The sequence below is a fragment of the Microbispora sp. KK1-11 genome (genome assembly GCF_006874435.1).
GTDB classification, from domain to species: Bacteria; Actinomycetota; Actinomycetes; order Streptosporangiales; family Streptosporangiaceae; genus Microbispora; species Microbispora catharanthi.
In genome coordinates, this window is sequence record NZ_VIRJ01000014.1 from 175413 (window position 1) to 191188 (window position 15776).

General features: G+C 72.9%; 14 protein-coding genes. 9 read left to right on the forward strand and 5 right to left on the reverse strand.

The features are described from left to right. The first annotated feature begins 132 nt into the window (after positions 1-132). Positions 133-1485 carry an ROK family transcriptional regulator gene (locus FLW16_RS21380; RefSeq protein ID WP_142561862.1) on the forward strand — a complete coding sequence of 451 codons (1353 nt, stop codon included), beginning with the start codon at positions 133-135 and terminating at the stop codon, positions 1483-1485. A gap of 11 nt (positions 1486-1496) precedes the next feature. Here the strand turns inward: FLW16_RS21380 and FLW16_RS21385 are convergent, their stop codons facing one another. After that, a complete protein-coding gene (locus FLW16_RS21385; RefSeq protein ID WP_142561863.1) occupies positions 1497-2141 on the reverse strand; it encodes a LysE family translocator in 645 nt (214 codons plus the stop codon). A gap of 110 nt (positions 2142-2251) precedes the next feature. Here FLW16_RS21385 and FLW16_RS21390 point away from each other — a divergent pair, with 110 nt between their 5' ends. Both FLW16_RS21390 and FLW16_RS21395 read left to right on the forward strand, forming a co-directional pair. Further along, positions 2252-2731 carry an Lrp/AsnC family transcriptional regulator gene (locus FLW16_RS21390; protein WP_142561864.1) on the forward strand — a complete coding sequence of 160 codons (480 nt, stop codon included), beginning with the start codon at positions 2252-2254 and terminating at the stop codon, positions 2729-2731. 218 nt (positions 2732-2949) lie between these two features. Next, positions 2950-3363, forward strand: a complete 414-nt coding sequence (locus FLW16_RS21395; protein WP_142561865.1) for a hypothetical protein — start codon at positions 2950-2952, stop codon at positions 3361-3363. 73 nt (positions 3364-3436) lie between these two features. Here FLW16_RS21395 and FLW16_RS45285 read toward each other — a convergent pair whose 3' ends face one another. Further along, a complete protein-coding gene (locus FLW16_RS45285) occupies positions 3437-3778 on the reverse strand; it encodes a hypothetical protein (RefSeq protein WP_260615444.1) in 342 nt (113 codons plus the stop codon). Between the two features lie 65 nt (positions 3779-3843). Here FLW16_RS45285 and FLW16_RS21405 point away from each other — a divergent pair, with 65 nt between their 5' ends. From FLW16_RS21405 to FLW16_RS21420, 4 genes are all read left to right on the forward strand, one after another. Next, complete coding sequence (locus FLW16_RS21405; protein ID WP_142561866.1) at positions 3844-4347, forward strand: VOC family protein; 504 nt, start codon at positions 3844-3846, stop codon at positions 4345-4347. Positions 4348-4510: 163 nt separating this feature from the next. Then, complete coding sequence (locus FLW16_RS21410) at positions 4511-5368, forward strand: SAM-dependent methyltransferase (protein ID WP_142561867.1); 858 nt, start codon at positions 4511-4513, stop codon at positions 5366-5368. 200 nt (positions 5369-5568) lie between these two features. Beyond that, the gene (locus tag FLW16_RS21415) at positions 5569-5919 is read left to right on the forward strand and encodes an STAS domain-containing protein (RefSeq protein WP_142561868.1); all 351 of its coding nucleotides are present in this window, start codon (positions 5569-5571) and stop codon (positions 5917-5919) included. A 436-nt stretch (positions 5920-6355) separates the two neighbouring features. Further along, entirely contained in the window at positions 6356-10771 is a 4416-nt protein-coding gene (locus tag FLW16_RS21420) for an HAD-IC family P-type ATPase (protein ID WP_142561869.1), read from the forward strand. Between the two features lie 3 nt (positions 10772-10774). Here FLW16_RS21420 and FLW16_RS21425 read toward each other — a convergent pair whose 3' ends face one another. After that, on the reverse strand, positions 10775-11296 hold the full coding sequence (locus FLW16_RS21425) for a hypothetical protein (protein WP_142561870.1): 522 nt from the start codon (positions 11294-11296) through the stop codon (positions 10775-10777). 129 nt (positions 11297-11425) lie between these two features. Continuing rightward, positions 11426-12856, reverse strand: a complete 1431-nt coding sequence (locus tag FLW16_RS21430) for an aldehyde dehydrogenase (RefSeq protein WP_221891201.1) — start codon at positions 12854-12856, stop codon at positions 11426-11428. A gap of 99 nt (positions 12857-12955) precedes the next feature. On the opposite strand from FLW16_RS21430, the gene FLW16_RS21435 reads away from it, so the two are divergent. After that, the gene (locus FLW16_RS21435; RefSeq protein ID WP_142561871.1) at positions 12956-13498 is read left to right on the forward strand and encodes a hypothetical protein; all 543 of its coding nucleotides are present in this window, start codon (positions 12956-12958) and stop codon (positions 13496-13498) included. A gap of 76 nt (positions 13499-13574) precedes the next feature. Here the strand turns inward: FLW16_RS21435 and FLW16_RS21440 are convergent, their stop codons facing one another. Next, the gene (locus tag FLW16_RS21440) at positions 13575-14045 is read right to left on the reverse strand and encodes a MarR family winged helix-turn-helix transcriptional regulator (protein ID WP_185949536.1); all 471 of its coding nucleotides are present in this window, start codon (positions 14043-14045) and stop codon (positions 13575-13577) included. Positions 14046-14137: 92 nt separating this feature from the next. Here FLW16_RS21440 and FLW16_RS21445 point away from each other — a divergent pair, with 92 nt between their 5' ends. Beyond that, positions 14138-15733, forward strand: coding sequence for an FAD-dependent monooxygenase (locus tag FLW16_RS21445; RefSeq protein WP_142561873.1), 1596 nt, complete (start codon positions 14138-14140; stop codon positions 15731-15733). The last annotated feature ends 43 nt before the right edge of the window (positions 15734-15776 follow it).

Below are 15776 nucleotides of genomic sequence, written 5' to 3' on the forward strand. Positions count from 1 at the left end.
GCGTGTCCGTATTCTCAACGCCGGCAGTGGAGGATGTGATGGCGCAGCCCGTACGGCGTGACGCGGCCGGCGTGTGGAGGTACGGATGACGTGGGCCGTTCGGCGTGAGGCGGAACTCGCGCGGAGGGTGCGATGACGCAGGCCCTGCGGCACGACGCGATGCGCGCGCGGAACCTGGCGCTCGTCCTCGGCGCGGTCGGCGCCCGGGGATCGGTGACCCGGGCCGCCCTCGCCGAGATGACCGGCCTGACCAAGACGACCGTGTCCAAGCTCGTCGGCGACCTCATCGAGGGCGGGCTCGTGGTGGAGACCGGCGCGGTGCGGGACGGCGAGCGCGGCAGGCCCGGGGTCGAGATCCGGATCAGCGGGCAGCGCGTCGCCGCCCTCGGGCTGGAGATCAACGTCGACTACCTCGCGGTGTGCGTGGTCGACCTCGCCAGGACGGTGCGGCTGCGCCGTACACAGGCTGTGGACAACCGGGCCGCGCCCCCTGTGGATGTGATCGCGCGACTTGGCGATTTGGCCTCCGCGGTTGTGGACGAAGCTGTGGAGAAGGGCCTGCGGGTGGTCGGCGGCGTGCTGGCCGTGCCCGGCCCCGTGGACATGACCAGCGGGGTCGTCCACAACGCGCCGAACCTCGGCTGGCGCGACGTGCCACTGGCGTCGCTTCTGCGCTTTCCCTTCCCCGTACGGGTGGAGAACGAGGCCAACCTGGCCGCGCTCGGCGAGCTGTGGTTCGGGTCGGGGCTGCCCGACTTCCTGCACGTGTCGGGAGAGATCGGCATCGGTGCGGGCCTCGTGGTCCGCGGCCGGCTCTTCCGGGGCGCGCACGGCTTCGCCGGGGAGCTCGGGCACGTCGTCGTCTCCCCCGCCGGCCCGCCGTGCCGCTGCGGGGGTCGGGGCTGCCTCGAACAGTACGCAGGCCAGGACGCCCTCCTGACCGCCGCCCGCGCCGCGGTCTCGGTCCGTCCCGCCGCCTCGGTCCGCCCCGCCGCCGATACGCCGCCGGCCGTAGCGACCAGGAACATGCCGGCCGGGATGCCGCACAAGGACGCGGCCGAAACGGCCGGAGCGGCGCACAAGGGGCCGGCCGACACGGCCGGAGCCGCGGGCGAAACGCCCTCGCCCGAGATGCTCCTGCCCGCGCAGCAGGGCGTGTCGTGGATGCTGTCCCGGCTCCGGGAGGGCGACGAGAACGCGCGTGCCGCGTGTGAGCGGGCGGCCTGGGCGCTCGGCGTGGCCCTGTCGTCGGCGGTCAACCTCGTCGATCCCGACGCGATCGTCCTCGGCGGGATCTACGCGCCGCTCTTCCCCTGGATCGGCCACATGGTCGCCGACACGCTGAAGACCCGCCTCGGCCAGATGCGCGGCGCCGTGCCGCCCGTGGTCGTGTCACGACTCGGTGCCGAGGCGGCCGCCCTCGGCGCGGCCGGCCAGGTGATCGAGCAGGTCATGGCCGACCCCGCCGCCCTCCTGCACCACTAGGGACTCACCGTTCAAAACACCGCACCACCGCCGATCCTTTCGATGATCAAGGAGATGCCGACGGCGATCATCCCGGCACCTGCCAGGCGGCTCACGGTCCGTGCCGTCGCGGGGCGGGAGCTCAGGACGGTTCGCGTCACCGAGCCGAGGGCGAGGTAGAAGGCGGCGCAGGTGAACGTGAAGACCAGGCCCAGGGCACCCATCTGGACGGGGAGGGGCCAGTCCCGGTCAGGGCTGGTGAACTGCGGAAGCAGCGCGATGAAGATCAGCAGGCCCTTGGGGTTGAGTCCGCTGACTCCGGCGCCTTGAACGACGGTCGCCCAGCTCGTCCTCGCCCGCGTCTCGGCTGTGGTGTCCCCGGTCGCGGTGACGGGCGCGGAACGCGAGGCGAGCGTCCGTACACCGTGCGACACGAGGTAACCGCCGCCGAGGACGGTCAGCGTCGTCAGCGCTGCGGGATTTTCCGCGACGAAGGCACCGATACCGGCCGCGACGACGATGGTCATGCCCACGTAGCCGAGCACGAGCCCGCCCACGGCCGGGACCACGGACCGGTCGCGCAGTCCCGCGCCGAGCGTGAACGCCCAGTCCGCTCCCGGCACGACGATCAGCAGCAGGGCGACACCCCAGAAAGCGACGATGGAGCCGACGGGCATGGGCGTCTCTCCTCGGCGAGCGGATCCTCGCAAGGAAAGTACCTGCGAACAGCCGGAAAATGGTGCCGACTTCTTGCCCGTACAGCCGCGTGAATAGAAGGATCCACCCCATGGACGCCATCGACCGGAAAATCCTTGCCCTGCTGCAAGAAGACGGTCGCCTCACCGTCACCGAGCTCGCCTCACGCGTCGGGCTGAGCGTGTCACCCTGCCACCGCCGGCTCCGGGAGCTGGAGCGCAGCAAGACCATCCGCGGCTATCGGGCCATCGTCGACCCCGAAGCCGTCGGGCTGCCCTTCCAGGCGCTCGTCTTCGTGACCATGCGGCAGGAGGACCGCGACACCCTGCTGAGCTTCGAGGAGGCCGTCGCCGGGATCCCCCAGGTCGTCCAGGCCCAACGCCTGTTCGGCGATCCCGACTACCTCCTACGCGTCCTCACCGCCGACCTCACCGCCTACCAACGCCTGGAAGACGATCACCTCGCCACGCTCCCCGGCATCCAGCGGCTGACATCCACTCTGGTCATGAAGCACGTCGTCGAGAGCCGCCCGGTACTCGGCCCCGCGCACCGCACTCCGTACAGGCCCTGAGGAGTGCCGTCGCCGTCCCGCGACGCACCGGCGATGCCGGCGTGACCTTCGAACGCGACGCGAGCGCCCCGGCCGGGCGCCAAGAAGCCGTAAGGACCTGCGCCGATCTTGTCCAGCTCAGGTCACGGCCCCGCTCCGGCGGGGTATGAGGCCGCCGTTCCACAGAACCGGACGGCGACGCGCACCGTCGACCGTCCAGCAGGAAGGCGCATACCGATATGTCCCGCTACTGGACGCTGCCCCCCGTCGACACCGTGGTCCTCACGGCCCGGCGGCTGGCCCTGGCCGCGCTCGTGATCCCGGCGACGGGGATCTGCGCCGCACAGCCGGCGACGGCGCGTGTCACCCCGCCGCCCGTGCGGGAGGGGGTCCCGGCCTTCCGCGTCCACGGGCCGGGGGGAGGCGGAGGTCAGGTGATCAAAGGAGGACGAGCGAGCGGCAGCCAGAGCAGGTCCGGCGAGGGGAGGTTCAACCAGAGCCTCACCGGAGCCGTCTCCCCCACCTTCGTCATGGGACAGCAACAGCAACCGATCACCAAGACCCGCTCGCTCGACCTGCAGGCCGCCTTCTGCGGATCGCAGCCCACCACCTGCGCCATGGGACAGAACATGCCGATCCACTGGAGGAACTGACACTTCCGCCGTCCGCGCCCCACCGTCTCCCGCGTGCGTCCCGAGAGGCCGGGGCGGTCAGGCGCTCAGCGGCTCACAGGCCCGAGGGGTCGCGGCCGAGGCTGATCTCCTCGGCGATGCGCCGCAGCTCGTCGGCGGCCAGCCGGGGCGTGCCGGGCAGGCCGGCGGTCAGCGCCGAGATCACCTGGTGGTAGGGCGCGCCGGCATGACGGACCGCGACCTCGTGCACCGCCCGGAACAGGACCAGGTTGTCCTCGTGCTCCCGCGTCGCCCTGTCCACGATCATGACGTCCCCCTCCGCCGGCCTCGTCGCCGGCACCCCTCGCCGGACCGCCCACTTCCGGCGCCGTGCGGTGCCGGTGGGCGGCTGCGCCACCCCCTGGCGGTGCCCGGTGGCCACGGTACGACCTGCCACCGACAGTTTCCGGGAAACCCACCGAGGTACAATTACTTGAGAGTTCAAGTTTTCGGGAGGGCGTCATGCCGGTCCAGCGACTCAACCACGCCGTGCTGTACGTGCGGGACGTCTCCCGCAGCGTGGCGTTCTACCAGGAGGCCCTCGGGTTCCGCGTCGTACAGGCGTTCCCCGGGGCGGCGTTCCTGCAGGCCGAGGGCTCCTCGAACGACCACGACCTCGGGCTGTTCCAGATCGGGGCACAGGCCGGGCCGTCGTCGGCCGGGCGCGCGACGGTCGGCCTCTACCACCTCGCCTGGGAGGTCGACACGCTCGCCGAGCTGCATCGGATCGCGACCAGGCTGACGGAGATGAACGCCCTGGCCGGCGCGTCCGACCACTCCACCACCAAGGCCCTCTACGCGAAGGATCCGGACGGGCTGGAGTTCGAGGTCTCCTGGCTGGTGCCCGCCGACCTGCTCACCGACGAGATCCTGGACGGGCGCGCCCAGATCAAGCCGCTCGACCTCGCGAAGGAACTGGAGCGGTACGGCGCGCAGACGCGCGGCGGGGTCGGCGTCAGCGTCTGATCCGGCGCTCGTGGGCGGCCCCTTCCGGCGGCCGCCCACCGCGACCGGTCTCATCCGTTGACCGACCTGTTCGTGCCACTTATCGCAAACATCCCTCTCCTGGCTCCCGGCGGCTTTAGCATGATCACGATCTGAACCGGTGCAGCGAGGAACAGGACGGGTCATGGCCGACAACGACCAGCACGCGGGCGACGCCCCGGCCGAGCACGACCGGGAGAACATCAGGATCGACACGAGCAAGCCGAGCATCGCCCGTGTCTACGACTTCTTCCTCGGCGGCAAGGACAACTTCGCCATCGACCGGCAGGTGGGGGAGGCGACGCTCCGGATCGCGCCGGACGCCCCCGCGGCGGGCCGGGCGAACCGCTCCTTCCTCCGGCGGGTCGTCCGCCACCTGGCGGCCGAGGCGGGCATCCGGCAGTTCCTCGACATCGGCTCGGGCCTGCCCACGCAGGGCAACGTGCACGAGGTGGCCCAGGAGGTCGCCCCGCGGTCTCGCGTCGTCTACGTCGACAACGACCCCATCGTGCTGGTGCACGGCCGGGCGCTGCTCGCCACCAACGGGAGCACCACGGTCGTCGAGGCCGACATCCGCGACCCGGACGCGATCCTGGGGCACCCCAGGATCCGCTCGCTCATCGACTTCGACCAGCCGGTGGCCCTGCTGCTGTTCGCGATCCTGCACCACGTCAACGACCACGAGGACCCTCAGGGGATCGCCGCCCGGTTCCGCGAGGCCCTGCCCTCCGGCAGCTATCTGGCGCTGTCCCATTTCCACAACCCGGGGCCGGGCATGCCCGAGGTGTCGGCGCAGGCGACCTCGGCGGAGAAGCTGTTCAACGAGAACCTGGGCACGGGCCGGTGGCGCACCCGGGACGAGATCCTGGCCTTCTTCGGCGACATGCCGCTCCTCGAACCCGGCCTGGTGCCGCTCGCCGAATGGCGGCCGGAACCCGAGGAGTTCGTCGAGCGCGGCATCACCTACCACACCTTCGTCGGTGGCGTGGCGCGCAAACCCTGAAACCTTCTTCGTGCGATAAACGTGAGTTACGTCACCGTGCAACCGTACGGCCGGCACGGCGTCGTCGCAGGCAGCGGGCGCTGCGACGGCGGAGCGTCGATCGGCCGTACGGCCATCCGGACGGCCGTTCGGTTGACATCGGTGAGCAGCGACGGTGATGCTCGGAGGTGGCTGCCCCTCTACAGGAAGGCGGCACCGACATGATGACCGTCAACGGGTCGTTCGAATCGGCCCTGAACACTAAGACCCCGCTCTACCTCGACAAGCAACTGGTCGTACGCGCCTCAGGGAACGGCTCCGTACGGCTGATCGGGCAGATCGACCTCACCAACGGCGACGCCATCGCCGACACCCTGCACAGGGAGTGGACGAGGCCGGGGACGGGAACCGTGGACGTCGCCGAACTCCAGTTCATCGACCTCTACGGCCTGCGCGCCCTGGCCCTGCTCTCCGACATCCCCCTGGGCCGGCCGATCCGGCTGGCCAACGCCAGGCCCGGCCTGCGCAAGCTGCTCACCCTGCTCGACTGGCCCGCCTTCACCGTCGGGTGACCTCGCGGCCCGACGCGGGCCCCCACCGCGCCGATCGCGGCGGCGCGTCACACACCCCCCGCGCCTTCCACACCCCCCCACATCTCTCGCACTCCGGCGTTTCTCGCATTCCCGCGTTTCTCGTGCTCCGGATGGAGGAAAGGTATCCGAGACGGTCGTACGACCGTTATGACCAGCGCCTGAGCCTTAGTACGGGTTCAGGCGAAATCCAGCCGTGAGTTCCCCCCGACTCTCGCGAGGAGGGGTGATGAGTTGTTTCCGGGCACTCCAGCAGCCCGCCACCGGCGTCGGCGGCCATCCGCCGACGTGGTGCAACCGCCGCCGCGCGCTCGCGCCGCGGTGACGAGGCGACCTGGCCCGACCGGCTGATCCGCCGGTGCGGCCGCCCGCTCCACCCCGGACCCGGCGTCCGGGCTCCCGTCTGCTGGAGAGCCGAATGTTCCTGAACCAGGTGCTCACGACGTCCGCGTCTCTGCTGCGCGGCGTGCTGCCCGAGCCGTTCCGCGACCTGCTTCCGAGCCCTCGCGAGGTGCACCTCTGCCCCGGCGGGCTGCGCATCGACCTGCGCGGGATCGGCCGGCCCGGCTCCGAGGCGGCGGCCGCCAGGCTGGAGGAGCGGCTTGAGACCGTCCCCGGCGTCGAGCGGGCGGAGGTCAACGGCCGCATCGGTGCGGTCTTCGTCGCCTGCGACCCGCATCAGGTCGACCAGGACAAGCTGCTGGCCGTCACCGTGGAGCTCGACGAGCAGGAGGAGCACGCCCACGAGAGCCCCGTCCACCTCGTGGAGGAGCACCTGCGGGCGACCGTGCGGCTGACGGCCGGCGTCGCCGGAATCGGACTGATCTTCCTGGGCAAGGCGATCCGGGCCCCTCGGCTCCCGGCGGCCGTGCCCGCGTTGCTGCAACTGGCCAACGCCACGCCCACGATCCGCGAGCAGCTCGACCACCGGCTGGGGCGCCGTCCCACCGACGCCCTGTTCACCACCGCCAACCTCGTCACCCAGACCCTCACGCTCCGCCCCACCGCGCTGTTCGTGCAGGCCGTCGCGAACGTGGGCCGCTACATCGAGACCAGGGCCAGCCGGTACGCCTGGGAGGGGCTGGAGGAGCGGCTGGCCACGCGTCCGGGGGCCTACCACCACATCAGGGCCGAGGCCCGGCAGCGGCCGACCCACCTGCCGCACGGGCCGATCGAGCGTTACGCCGACGTGGTCGCCCCGATCAGCGCCGCCGGGTACGCGCTGACGCGGGTGCTCATGCGGGGCGAGCGGTCGGTGTCCATCCTCATCTCCGCCACTCCGAGGGTCGCCGACCTCAGCCGGGAGGCGTTCGCGGGCGCGATCAGCCGCGCGCTCGGCAAGCACGACACGGTCGTCTTCGACGCCGACTGCCTGCGCAAGATGGACCGTGTCGACACCGTCGTCCTGCACGCCGACGCGCTGACGACCGGCTCGTGGACGATCGACCGCGTCGAGCCGCTGCGTGCGGGGGAGGACACCGACGAGCTGTACTCCCGGCTCTACTCCCTCATCGACTTCTCCGACCCCGGCCGTGCCAGAACCGTGGAGGGCTGGTCGGTCCGCCCGCTGCAGGACGCCGATCCCCTGCTCCCGGACGCCGCCCTCTGGCGGTCACGCGGGCTGCGCGCGGTGGAGGTGTCCAGGGACGGCGCCAGGGTCGCCGTCGCCGGTCTCGCCCCGGAGATCGACGCCCTGGCCGTACCCGTCGTCGGCGCGGCCAAGGCGGCCGGCACGGTCCTGCTCGCGGGCGGCGACGAGGACGGCTACGAGGGCTTGGCGCAGCGCCTCGCGATCGGCCGTACGCTGCCCGGAGGCCCCGAGCTCGCCGAGCACGTGTACGACCTGCAGGCGGCGGGCCACTGCGTGGTCGTCGTGTCCAGGGGCGCCCGGCAATCGCTCGCCCAGGCCGACATCGGCCTCGGGGTGGTCGATCCCGCGGCCGCCGAGCCCGGACGCATGGTGCCATGGGACGCCGACATCGCCGGCGAGCTGCACGGCGTCCACCTGTTCCTGCGCTGCCTGCCCCGCGCGCGCGGCAACAGCGGGAACGCCGTACGGCTCGGCGCGGCCGGCGCGTGCGTCGGCACCCTGCTGGCCGTCGCCGGCCCGGCCGCCACCTCCCTGCGCCGGGGGCAGTTCGCCAGCGCGGCCGTGTCGCTGGCCGCCATCGTGCTGGGCGAGTGGGACGGGCAGAACGCCGGGCGCATCGCCACCCCGGCCCGCGCCGACACCACCCCGTGGCACGCCATGTCCGCGCGTGAGGTGCTCTCCCGGCTCCGTTCCTCCTCGGAGGGCATCGCCGAGCAGGAGGCGGGCAGGCGCCGCGCGGAGGCCGCGCCCGAGGAGGCGGAGGAGGGTCCGCGCTCGCTGGCCCGGGCCACGGTGGAGGAGCTAGCCAACCCGCTCACGCCCGCCCTGGCCACCGGCGCGGGCATCTCGGCCCTCGTCGGCTCGGCCCTCGACGCCGTGCTGATCAGCGGCGTCATGGTCATCAACGCGTTCCTCGGCGGCGTGCAGCGGTTCAAGGCCGACCGGGCGCTGCATCGCCTGACCGAGTCCACCGAGGTCCTCGTACGGCTGCGCCGCCCCGAGGGCGTCGTCGAGACGACGAAGGACGAGCTCGCGCCCGGCGACGTCATCGAGCTGCGCGCCGGGGACGCCGTGCCCGCGGACGCCCGCGTCATCAAGGCCGTGGGGCTGGAGGCCGACGAGTCCACGCTCACCGGCGAGTCCCAGCTCGTCGCCAAGACGGCCGCGCCGACCGTGGCGGCGGCCATCGCCGACCGCAGCTCGATGGTCTACCAGGGAACGTCGATCGCGGCGGGCAGCGGCCGGGCGGTGGTCGTCGCGACCGGCGACATGACCGAGTCGGGGCGCAGCGCCAGGCTCGCGGGCGAGCCGAGCCCGCCCACCGGTGTCGAGCTGCGCCTGCGGGAGCTGAGCCGCCGCATCCTGCCGCTGTCGATCGCCTCGGGTGTCGTGCTGCTCCTCACCGACCTCCTGCGCGGACGGCCGCTGGCCGCGGCGCTCACGCCCGCCGTCAGCCTGACGGTCGCCGCCGTGCCCGAGGGGCTCCCGTTCGTCGCCACCGTGGCGGAGCTGGCCGCCGCACGACGGCTGTCCAGGCGCGCCGCCCTGGTGCGCAACCCGTCCACCATCGAGGCCCTGGGCCGGGTCAACGTGCTGTGCTTCGACAAGACGGGCACGCTGACCGAGGGCCGCATCAGCCTGCGGCACCTGTCGGACGGGTGGTCGGGCCGTCCGGTCGAGGAGGCGGACACCGCGCTGCGGCGGGTCCTCGCCGCGGCCGTCCGGGCCAGTCCCCGCTCGGGCGGGGGACGGGTGATCGCCCACCCGACCGACCGCGCCGTGCTGGACGGCGCGCACCGGCTGGACGTCACGCCCCAGGAAGGGTTCGAGAGCTGGGAGCGCGTGGACGAGATGCCGTTCGAGCCGGGCCGGGGCTACCACGCCGTGCTCGGCCGCACCGAGCACGGGCACCTGCTCAGCGTGAAGGGCGCCCCCGAGATCGTGCTCACCCACTGCACCACCGTGCACCGCGACACCGGCCCGGTCGCCTGCGACGAGACCGTACGCATGGAGCTGGAGCGCGAGGTGGAGCGGCTGGCCCGGCAGGGCTACCGCGTGCTCGCCGTCGCGCAGCGGCCCGCCTCCGACCGGCGCGATCTCGACGAGTCGCGCATCGAGGAGCTGTGCTTCCTCGGCTTCCTCGGCCTGGCCGACCCGGTCAGGCCGACGGCCGCGGAGAGCGTCAGGCGCCTCACGCGGGCCGGTGTGCGGATCGTCATGGTCACCGGCGACCATCCCAGCACCGCCGAGGCGATCGCGGTCGAACTCAACGCGCTGAACGGCCAGCGCGTCATGACCGGCCCCGAGCTGGACGAGCTCGACGACGAGACGCTGACCAAGGTGCTGCCCGACGTGGCGGTCTTCGCCCGCACCACGCCCGCGCACAAGGCCAGGATCGTCACGTGCCTGCGCCGCGCGGGTGAGGTCGTCGCGGTCACCGGCGACGGCGCCAACGACGCGCCCGCCATCCGCACCGCCGACGTCGGGATCGCCCTGGGGTCCCGCGCGACGCCCGCCGCGCGGGCCGCCGCCGACCTCGTCGTCACCGACGACCGCATCGAGACGATCGTGGACGCCATCGTCGAGGGCAGGGCGATGTGGACCTCGGTGCGCGACTCGCTGAGCATCCTCCTCGGCGGCAACGTCGGCGAGATCGCGTTCACCGTGGGGACGAACCTGCTGGCCGGCGGGAGCGCGCTCAACGCCCGGCAGCTGCTGCTGGTCAACCTCCTGACCGACATGGTGCCGGCCATGGCGGTCGCCGTACGGCCGCCCGCCTCGACCGATCCGGACAAGCTGCTCGCCGAGGGCCCCGAGGCGTCGCTGGGCGCGTCGCTGACCCGCGACATCTACCTGCGCGCGGTGGTCACGACGGCGGCGGCGACGGCCGCGTGGATCCTGGGACGCGTGACCGGCACCCGCGGGCGCGCGAACACCATCGGTTTGGTGGCGCTCGTGTCCGCGCAGCTCCTGCAGACGCTCGCGGGCGGCGGCCGGGACAAGATCGTCGTGCTCGCGTCGCTGTCGTCGCTGGCCGTCCTGTGGCTCATCGTCACGGTGCCGGGAGTCAGCGCCGTCTTCGGATGCCGGCCACTCGGCCCGGCGGGCTGGGTCATCGGGCTGGGCAGCGCGGCCGCCGCCACGCTGGTGGGGATGCTCGTGCAGCGCCCGGTCAGGGAGGCGACGACCCGCGCCGAGGCCGAACGCCGCAGGGCCAGGGCCCACCTGCCCGTCCCGGCCTGATCGTCAGCGGTGGCGGCGCAGGCCCTTGCCGCCGTGGCGGTGCTTCTTCCCCCCTCCCCGGACGGCGCGGTGCTGGCGCGCCGTGCGGTCGTGGGACTTGTGTGCGCGCGGAGCGTGGGCGTCCGGGGTGTGGGCGCGCGGCTTGTCCGTCACCTGGAACTTCTTGAAGCCGAAGTCGGGCAGCGTGATCGGCTTGGAGGGGTCGTCCGAGATCGGGACGACGAACACGTCTTTCCGCACGCCGTCCTTGCTCTTCGTGTGATAGACGGCCTGCTTGGGCTCGCCGGCCTGCCCCATGAGGGGAGCGGGGCCGGCGGCGACGGGCATGGCGACGGGCGCGTACACCGGGCCGTTGTCAGGGCCGGAAGGGCCGTAGTAGGGGTTGTAGACCGCCGTGTCGGGCGGCGCCGCGATCGGCGCCGTGCCGCCCGTGGAAGGGCCCGCGGGCGGCGCGGGGTCCGCGGACGCGACCGGTCCGGCGATCAGGGTCGCGGCGAGGGCGGCGGCGGCCGAGCAGATGATCATGATTCTCCCCCGAGGTCACGGATCGTACGAGGAAGACGGTAGGCAGCACGCCGCCGCCGAACGCGCGCCCCGTGCTCAGTGTCGGGTCAAAGCTCAGAATCTCTTGGCAGCGGGCCCCCGGCGATCGGCTCAGGGGAGCGGGCTCAGGTGGACGACCTTGGTGTGGGTCATCTCGTCGAGCAGCTCGGGGCCGTACCCGAAACCGTGCCCGCTGGCGCGCAGCGGCTGGGCCGCGCCGCCGGGCGCTCCGCCGAAGACCGCGTTGATCTTCACCGTGCCCACCGGCAGCTCGCGCCAGGCCCGTTGTGCGTTGGCCATCGCCGGGGTGAGCACGGTGGCCGCCAGGCCGTACCGCGACTCGCGGGCCAGTTCCAGCGCCTCGTCGAACGACTCGACCACCCGCACCGCCGCGACGGGCCCGAACGTCTCCTCGCGCATGACGTCCATGTTCTCCGTGCAGTCGGCCAGGACGGTCGGCGGGTAGAACGCCCCCGGCCCCTCGGGCACGTATCCGCCGGTCAGCAGTCGTGCCCCCGCCTCGATCGCGCCGCGTACGTGCCGGTCCACGACGTCGCGCTGGGCCCGGTCGACGAGCGGCCCGAGCGCCGTCTCCTCGTCCATGCCGGGCCCCATGCGCAGTTCCTCGGCCCGCTGCACGAGCGCGGCGAGGAACTCCTCGGCGACGTCGCGGTGGACGTAGACCCGCTCGGCGGAGGTGCAGATCTGCCCGGCGTTGGCGAAGCAGCCGGTCGCCGCCTGTCCCGCGGCCCACTTCACGTCCACGCCCGCGTCCACGATCAGCGGGTCCTTGCCGCCGTTCTCCAGCAGGGTCCTGGCGCCGGTGCGCGCGGCCACGGCGGCGATGGCCCGGCCCGCGGCGGTCGAGCCGACATGCGCGACGAGGTCGACGCCCGGGTGCGCGGCCAGGGTCTCGCCGGGGTGCCGGTCGCCCGGCACCATGGTCAGCACCCCCGGCGGCAGCTCCGCCGCCATCAGCTCGGCGAGCAGCGCCCCGGTGTGCGGCGTGCGCTCCGACGGCTTGTGCACGACCGTGTTGCCGGTCACCACGGCCGCGCCGACGAGCCCGCACGCGATGGCCACCGGGTCGTTCCACGGCGTGATCACCGCGACCACGCCGCGCGGCTCGTGGACCATCAGGTCGGTGGCGTCCCAGCCGCCCTGCAGGCTCCGTCCCCGGTGCAGCGGCCCCAGCTCGGCGTACTGCCGGAGCGTGCCGATCCCCGCCGCCACGCCGCCGCGGCTGTCCCCGATCGGCTTGCCCATCTCCCTGGTCACCAGCTCGGCCAGCTCGCCCGCGCGGGCCTCGATCCGGTCGGCCATCCGGTGCAGGCACGCGGCCCGCTCGGCGGGAGCCGTACGGGCCCAGCCGGGCTGGGCGCGGCGGGCCGAGTCGACCGCCCGCTCCACGTCCTCGGCGCACCCGGCGGGGAAGTCGCCCACCGGCTCCCCGGTCGCCGGGTCGGCGACCGTACGGTCCCGCTCGCTCGCGCTCGCCGTCCACGCGCCGTCGGTCAGCACCCAGCGGTCCCTGTCCCGCACCCCGGCTCTCCTCCCGCTCCTCACACAGCCCTGATCGCCCTACCCGTGCTGGCTACCCCCGGCACGTACGGTTATCACCCGGCTTCCTAGACTTCCCGTATGCGACGGCTGAGCAGCACAGTGGTCGTGGTGGCCGGTGAGCGGGCCACCGAGGTGATCTCCGGGCTCGACGGTCTGCACAACGTGCGGGCGATCATCCGGGGAGAGCGGACCCCGGCCGAGATGACCGACGTGGTCACGCGGGCGAGCGCGACGTACGTGCTGCACGACGCCGATCCCCTGGGCGAGGTCGGCGAGGCGTGGAGCGGCTTCTTCGACGGGACGACGCCGGTGGGCGGCCTCGAGGTCGCCATCGAGACGGCGGTCGGCGCGCTGCGGGCCGAGCGGCTGGTGCTGCCCGACTACTACATCGTCCTCGACCCCGACGGCCTGACGCCCACGCGGCGGCACTGGTGGCTCGGCGTGCTCGCCGGGGCCGCGCCGACCCGGGTGGTGCCGAGCCCCGCCTCGGCCGGTGCCGTCAAGGAGACGCTGCGCGGGCTGTCGGCGGGCCGCTGGTGGCCCGCCGACGTGGAGGGCTGGCTGCGCGAGCTGCCCCGCCAGGTCCCCGACCGCGTCGGCCTCCCCGGCGTGACCGCCTGACGTACGACGCCTCCATAGCGCGCGCCGCCGTTATGGCGGGCGCCGCGCGAATTCGCGTGCGGCACCGCGCGGGCGGTCAGCGCCGGGGGCGGCCCGTCAGAGTGGCGGTCACCTCGTGCGCCCGCGCGTTGAGCCGGGCGACGAACTCGGTCAGCAGGGCCAGCTGCTCGTCGTCGTAGTCGGCGGCGATCGCCCCGAACTCCGACTCCAACAGGGCGAAGATCTCCTCCAGCGCGGCCTCGTGCCGTCCCGTCGAGCGGATCAGCACCTTGCGGCGGTCGAGGCCGTCCCGCCGGCGCTCGACGAAGCCCCCGCGTTCGAGCCGATCGATCAGGGACGTGACGGCCGACGTGCTCAGGCCGGTGAGCTCGGCCAGCCGCCCCGCGGTCAGCTCCGGCTCGTGGCGGGCGAGGTCGAGGCACTTCAGGTCGGTCGGCCCGAGCCCGAACCGATCCGCGATGACCTGATGCAGCACGACCCCGCGGCCGGCGTTCTCGCGCATCGCCTCCATGAGCGAGCGCAGCATCTGGGATCTGTGCCTTGACACGACGACTCCACCGGGCTCATAAAAGAAAGATATCTCGATGAACCGAGATTTCCTATCCATCGAACGACTTTCCGGTCGCCCAAGGAGTAATCATGCCAGCGGAGTCCGTACCCGTCCTCGTCGCCGGAGCCGGCTTGGCCGGGCTTTCCACCGCGATGTTCCTCGGCCTCCACGGGGTGCCCGCCCTCGTGGTGGAACGCCATGAGGGCCTGTCCATCCAGCCCAAGGCCCGGGGGCAGATGCCCGGCACCATGGAGGCCCTCGCCACGGCGGAGGTGGCCGGGCGGTTCGCCGCGGCGGCGCCACCCGGGAAAAACCTGGGCATCATCGTCATCGCGGAGAGCGTCACCGGCACGGTGATGCACGACTTCGTCGAGGCCGCGCCGGACTTCTCCCGCTTATCCCCGATACCGATGGCCGCGACCAGTCAGGAGCGCGCCGAGCGCATCCTCGCCGACAGGGCCGCCGAGCTCGGGGCCGAGATCAGGTTCTCCACCGCCCTGGAGTCCTTCCGGGAAGACGGCGACGAGGTCGTCGCGTCGCTCCTGGACACCGCGACCGGGCGGCGGCACACCGTGACCTCCCGCTACCTGGTCGCCGCGGACGGCCACAAGGGCACGATCAGGGACGCCGCCGGGATCACCGTCCACGGGCGGACCTCGTCCCGGCCCAGCCGATCGGTCTTCCTCCAGTTCGAGGCCGACCTCGACGTGTCGCGCAGGGACGCCTCGTTCGCCCTGTTCTACGTGCGCAACGCCGCGCTGCCGGGCGGGTCGGCGACCGTGGTGACGACCGACGACCCCGGCCGCTACATCTTCAACTCCGTCTTCGCCCCGGGCGAGGAGCCCGGCAGGGACCAGCTCGCCGACATGATCCGCACCGCCTGCGGTGTGCCCGATCTCGACCTCCGGATCGTGGACACCGCCTGGTCGTCCTCCGACAGGTACGTCACCCGTGTGGCCGACACCTTCCAATCCGGGCGGGTCATCCTCGCCGGGGACGCCGCGCACCTCATGCCGCCGAGCGGCGGCCAGGGCGGCAACTCCGCCGTCATGGACGGCTACCACCTCGCCTGGAGGATCGCGTACACGCTGTCGGGCGTGGCGGGCCCCGGCCTGATCGCCTCCTACGACGCCGAACGCCGGCCGTACGCCGACGTCCTGGCCGAGCAGCAGTACGCGAACATGGTCCAGCGCCATGCTCCTCACCTGCACGACGACAGCGTGGCCGAGATCATGGACCCCGCGGTGGGACTGTTCGGATACGTCTGCCCATCGGGCGCGTTCGTCGCCGAACCGGGCGACAGGGACGCGCTCTTCGAGGACCCGGCCTCGCCGTCGGGACGCGCGGGGACCCGGGCGCCGCACGTGTGGCTGAGCCGCGACGGCGCGCCGGTCTCGACCCGCGACCTGTTCGGCACCGCGTTCACGCTCCTCGCGGGCGCGGAGGGCGGCTCCTGGGAGAAGGCGGCGGCCGAGGCCGCACGCGCGGTCGGCGTCCCGCTGGAGACGCATGTGGTGGGGAGCGCGGCGGGCCTCGGCGACCCGGAGGGCCGTTTCCCCGCCGCGTACGGGATCGACGCCGCCGGCGCCGCGCTCGTACGGCCCGACGGGATCATCGCCTGGCGCTCGTCCGGCCACGCCGACTCACGAGAACTGGAGAACGCGCTCCGCACCATTCTCGGGTGAGCGGTCCCCGGGGTGACCGCCCCGCCGTCGCCGTCGGCGCGAA

Bases quoted from the DNA above. Each gene is read 5' to 3' on its own strand.
- FLW16_RS21380 (WP_142561862.1), top strand. From the start codon at position 133: ATGACGCAGGCCCTGCGGCACGACGCGATGCGCGCGCGGAACCTGGCG.
- FLW16_RS21385 (WP_142561863.1), bottom strand. From the start codon at position 2,141: ATGCCCGTCGGCTCCATCGTCGCTTTCTGGGGTGTCGCCCTGCTGCTG.
- FLW16_RS21390 (WP_142561864.1), top strand. From the start codon at position 2,252: ATGGACGCCATCGACCGGAAAATCCTTGCCCTGCTGCAAGAAGACGGT.
- FLW16_RS21395 (WP_142561865.1), top strand. From the start codon at position 2,950: ATGTCCCGCTACTGGACGCTGCCCCCCGTCGACACCGTGGTCCTCACG.
- FLW16_RS21405 (WP_142561866.1), top strand. From the start codon at position 3,844: ATGCCGGTCCAGCGACTCAACCACGCCGTGCTGTACGTGCGGGACGTC.
- FLW16_RS21410 (WP_142561867.1), top strand. From the start codon at position 4,511: ATGGCCGACAACGACCAGCACGCGGGCGACGCCCCGGCCGAGCACGAC.
- FLW16_RS21415 (WP_142561868.1), top strand. From the start codon at position 5,569: ATGATGACCGTCAACGGGTCGTTCGAATCGGCCCTGAACACTAAGACC.
- FLW16_RS21420 (WP_142561869.1), top strand. From the start codon at position 6,356: ATGTTCCTGAACCAGGTGCTCACGACGTCCGCGTCTCTGCTGCGCGGC.
- FLW16_RS21425 (WP_142561870.1), bottom strand. From the start codon at position 11,296: ATGATCATCTGCTCGGCCGCCGCCGCCCTCGCCGCGACCCTGATCGCC.
- FLW16_RS21435 (WP_142561871.1), top strand. From the start codon at position 12,956: ATGCGACGGCTGAGCAGCACAGTGGTCGTGGTGGCCGGTGAGCGGGCC.
- FLW16_RS21445 (WP_142561873.1), top strand. From the start codon at position 14,138: ATGCCAGCGGAGTCCGTACCCGTCCTCGTCGCCGGAGCCGGCTTGGCC.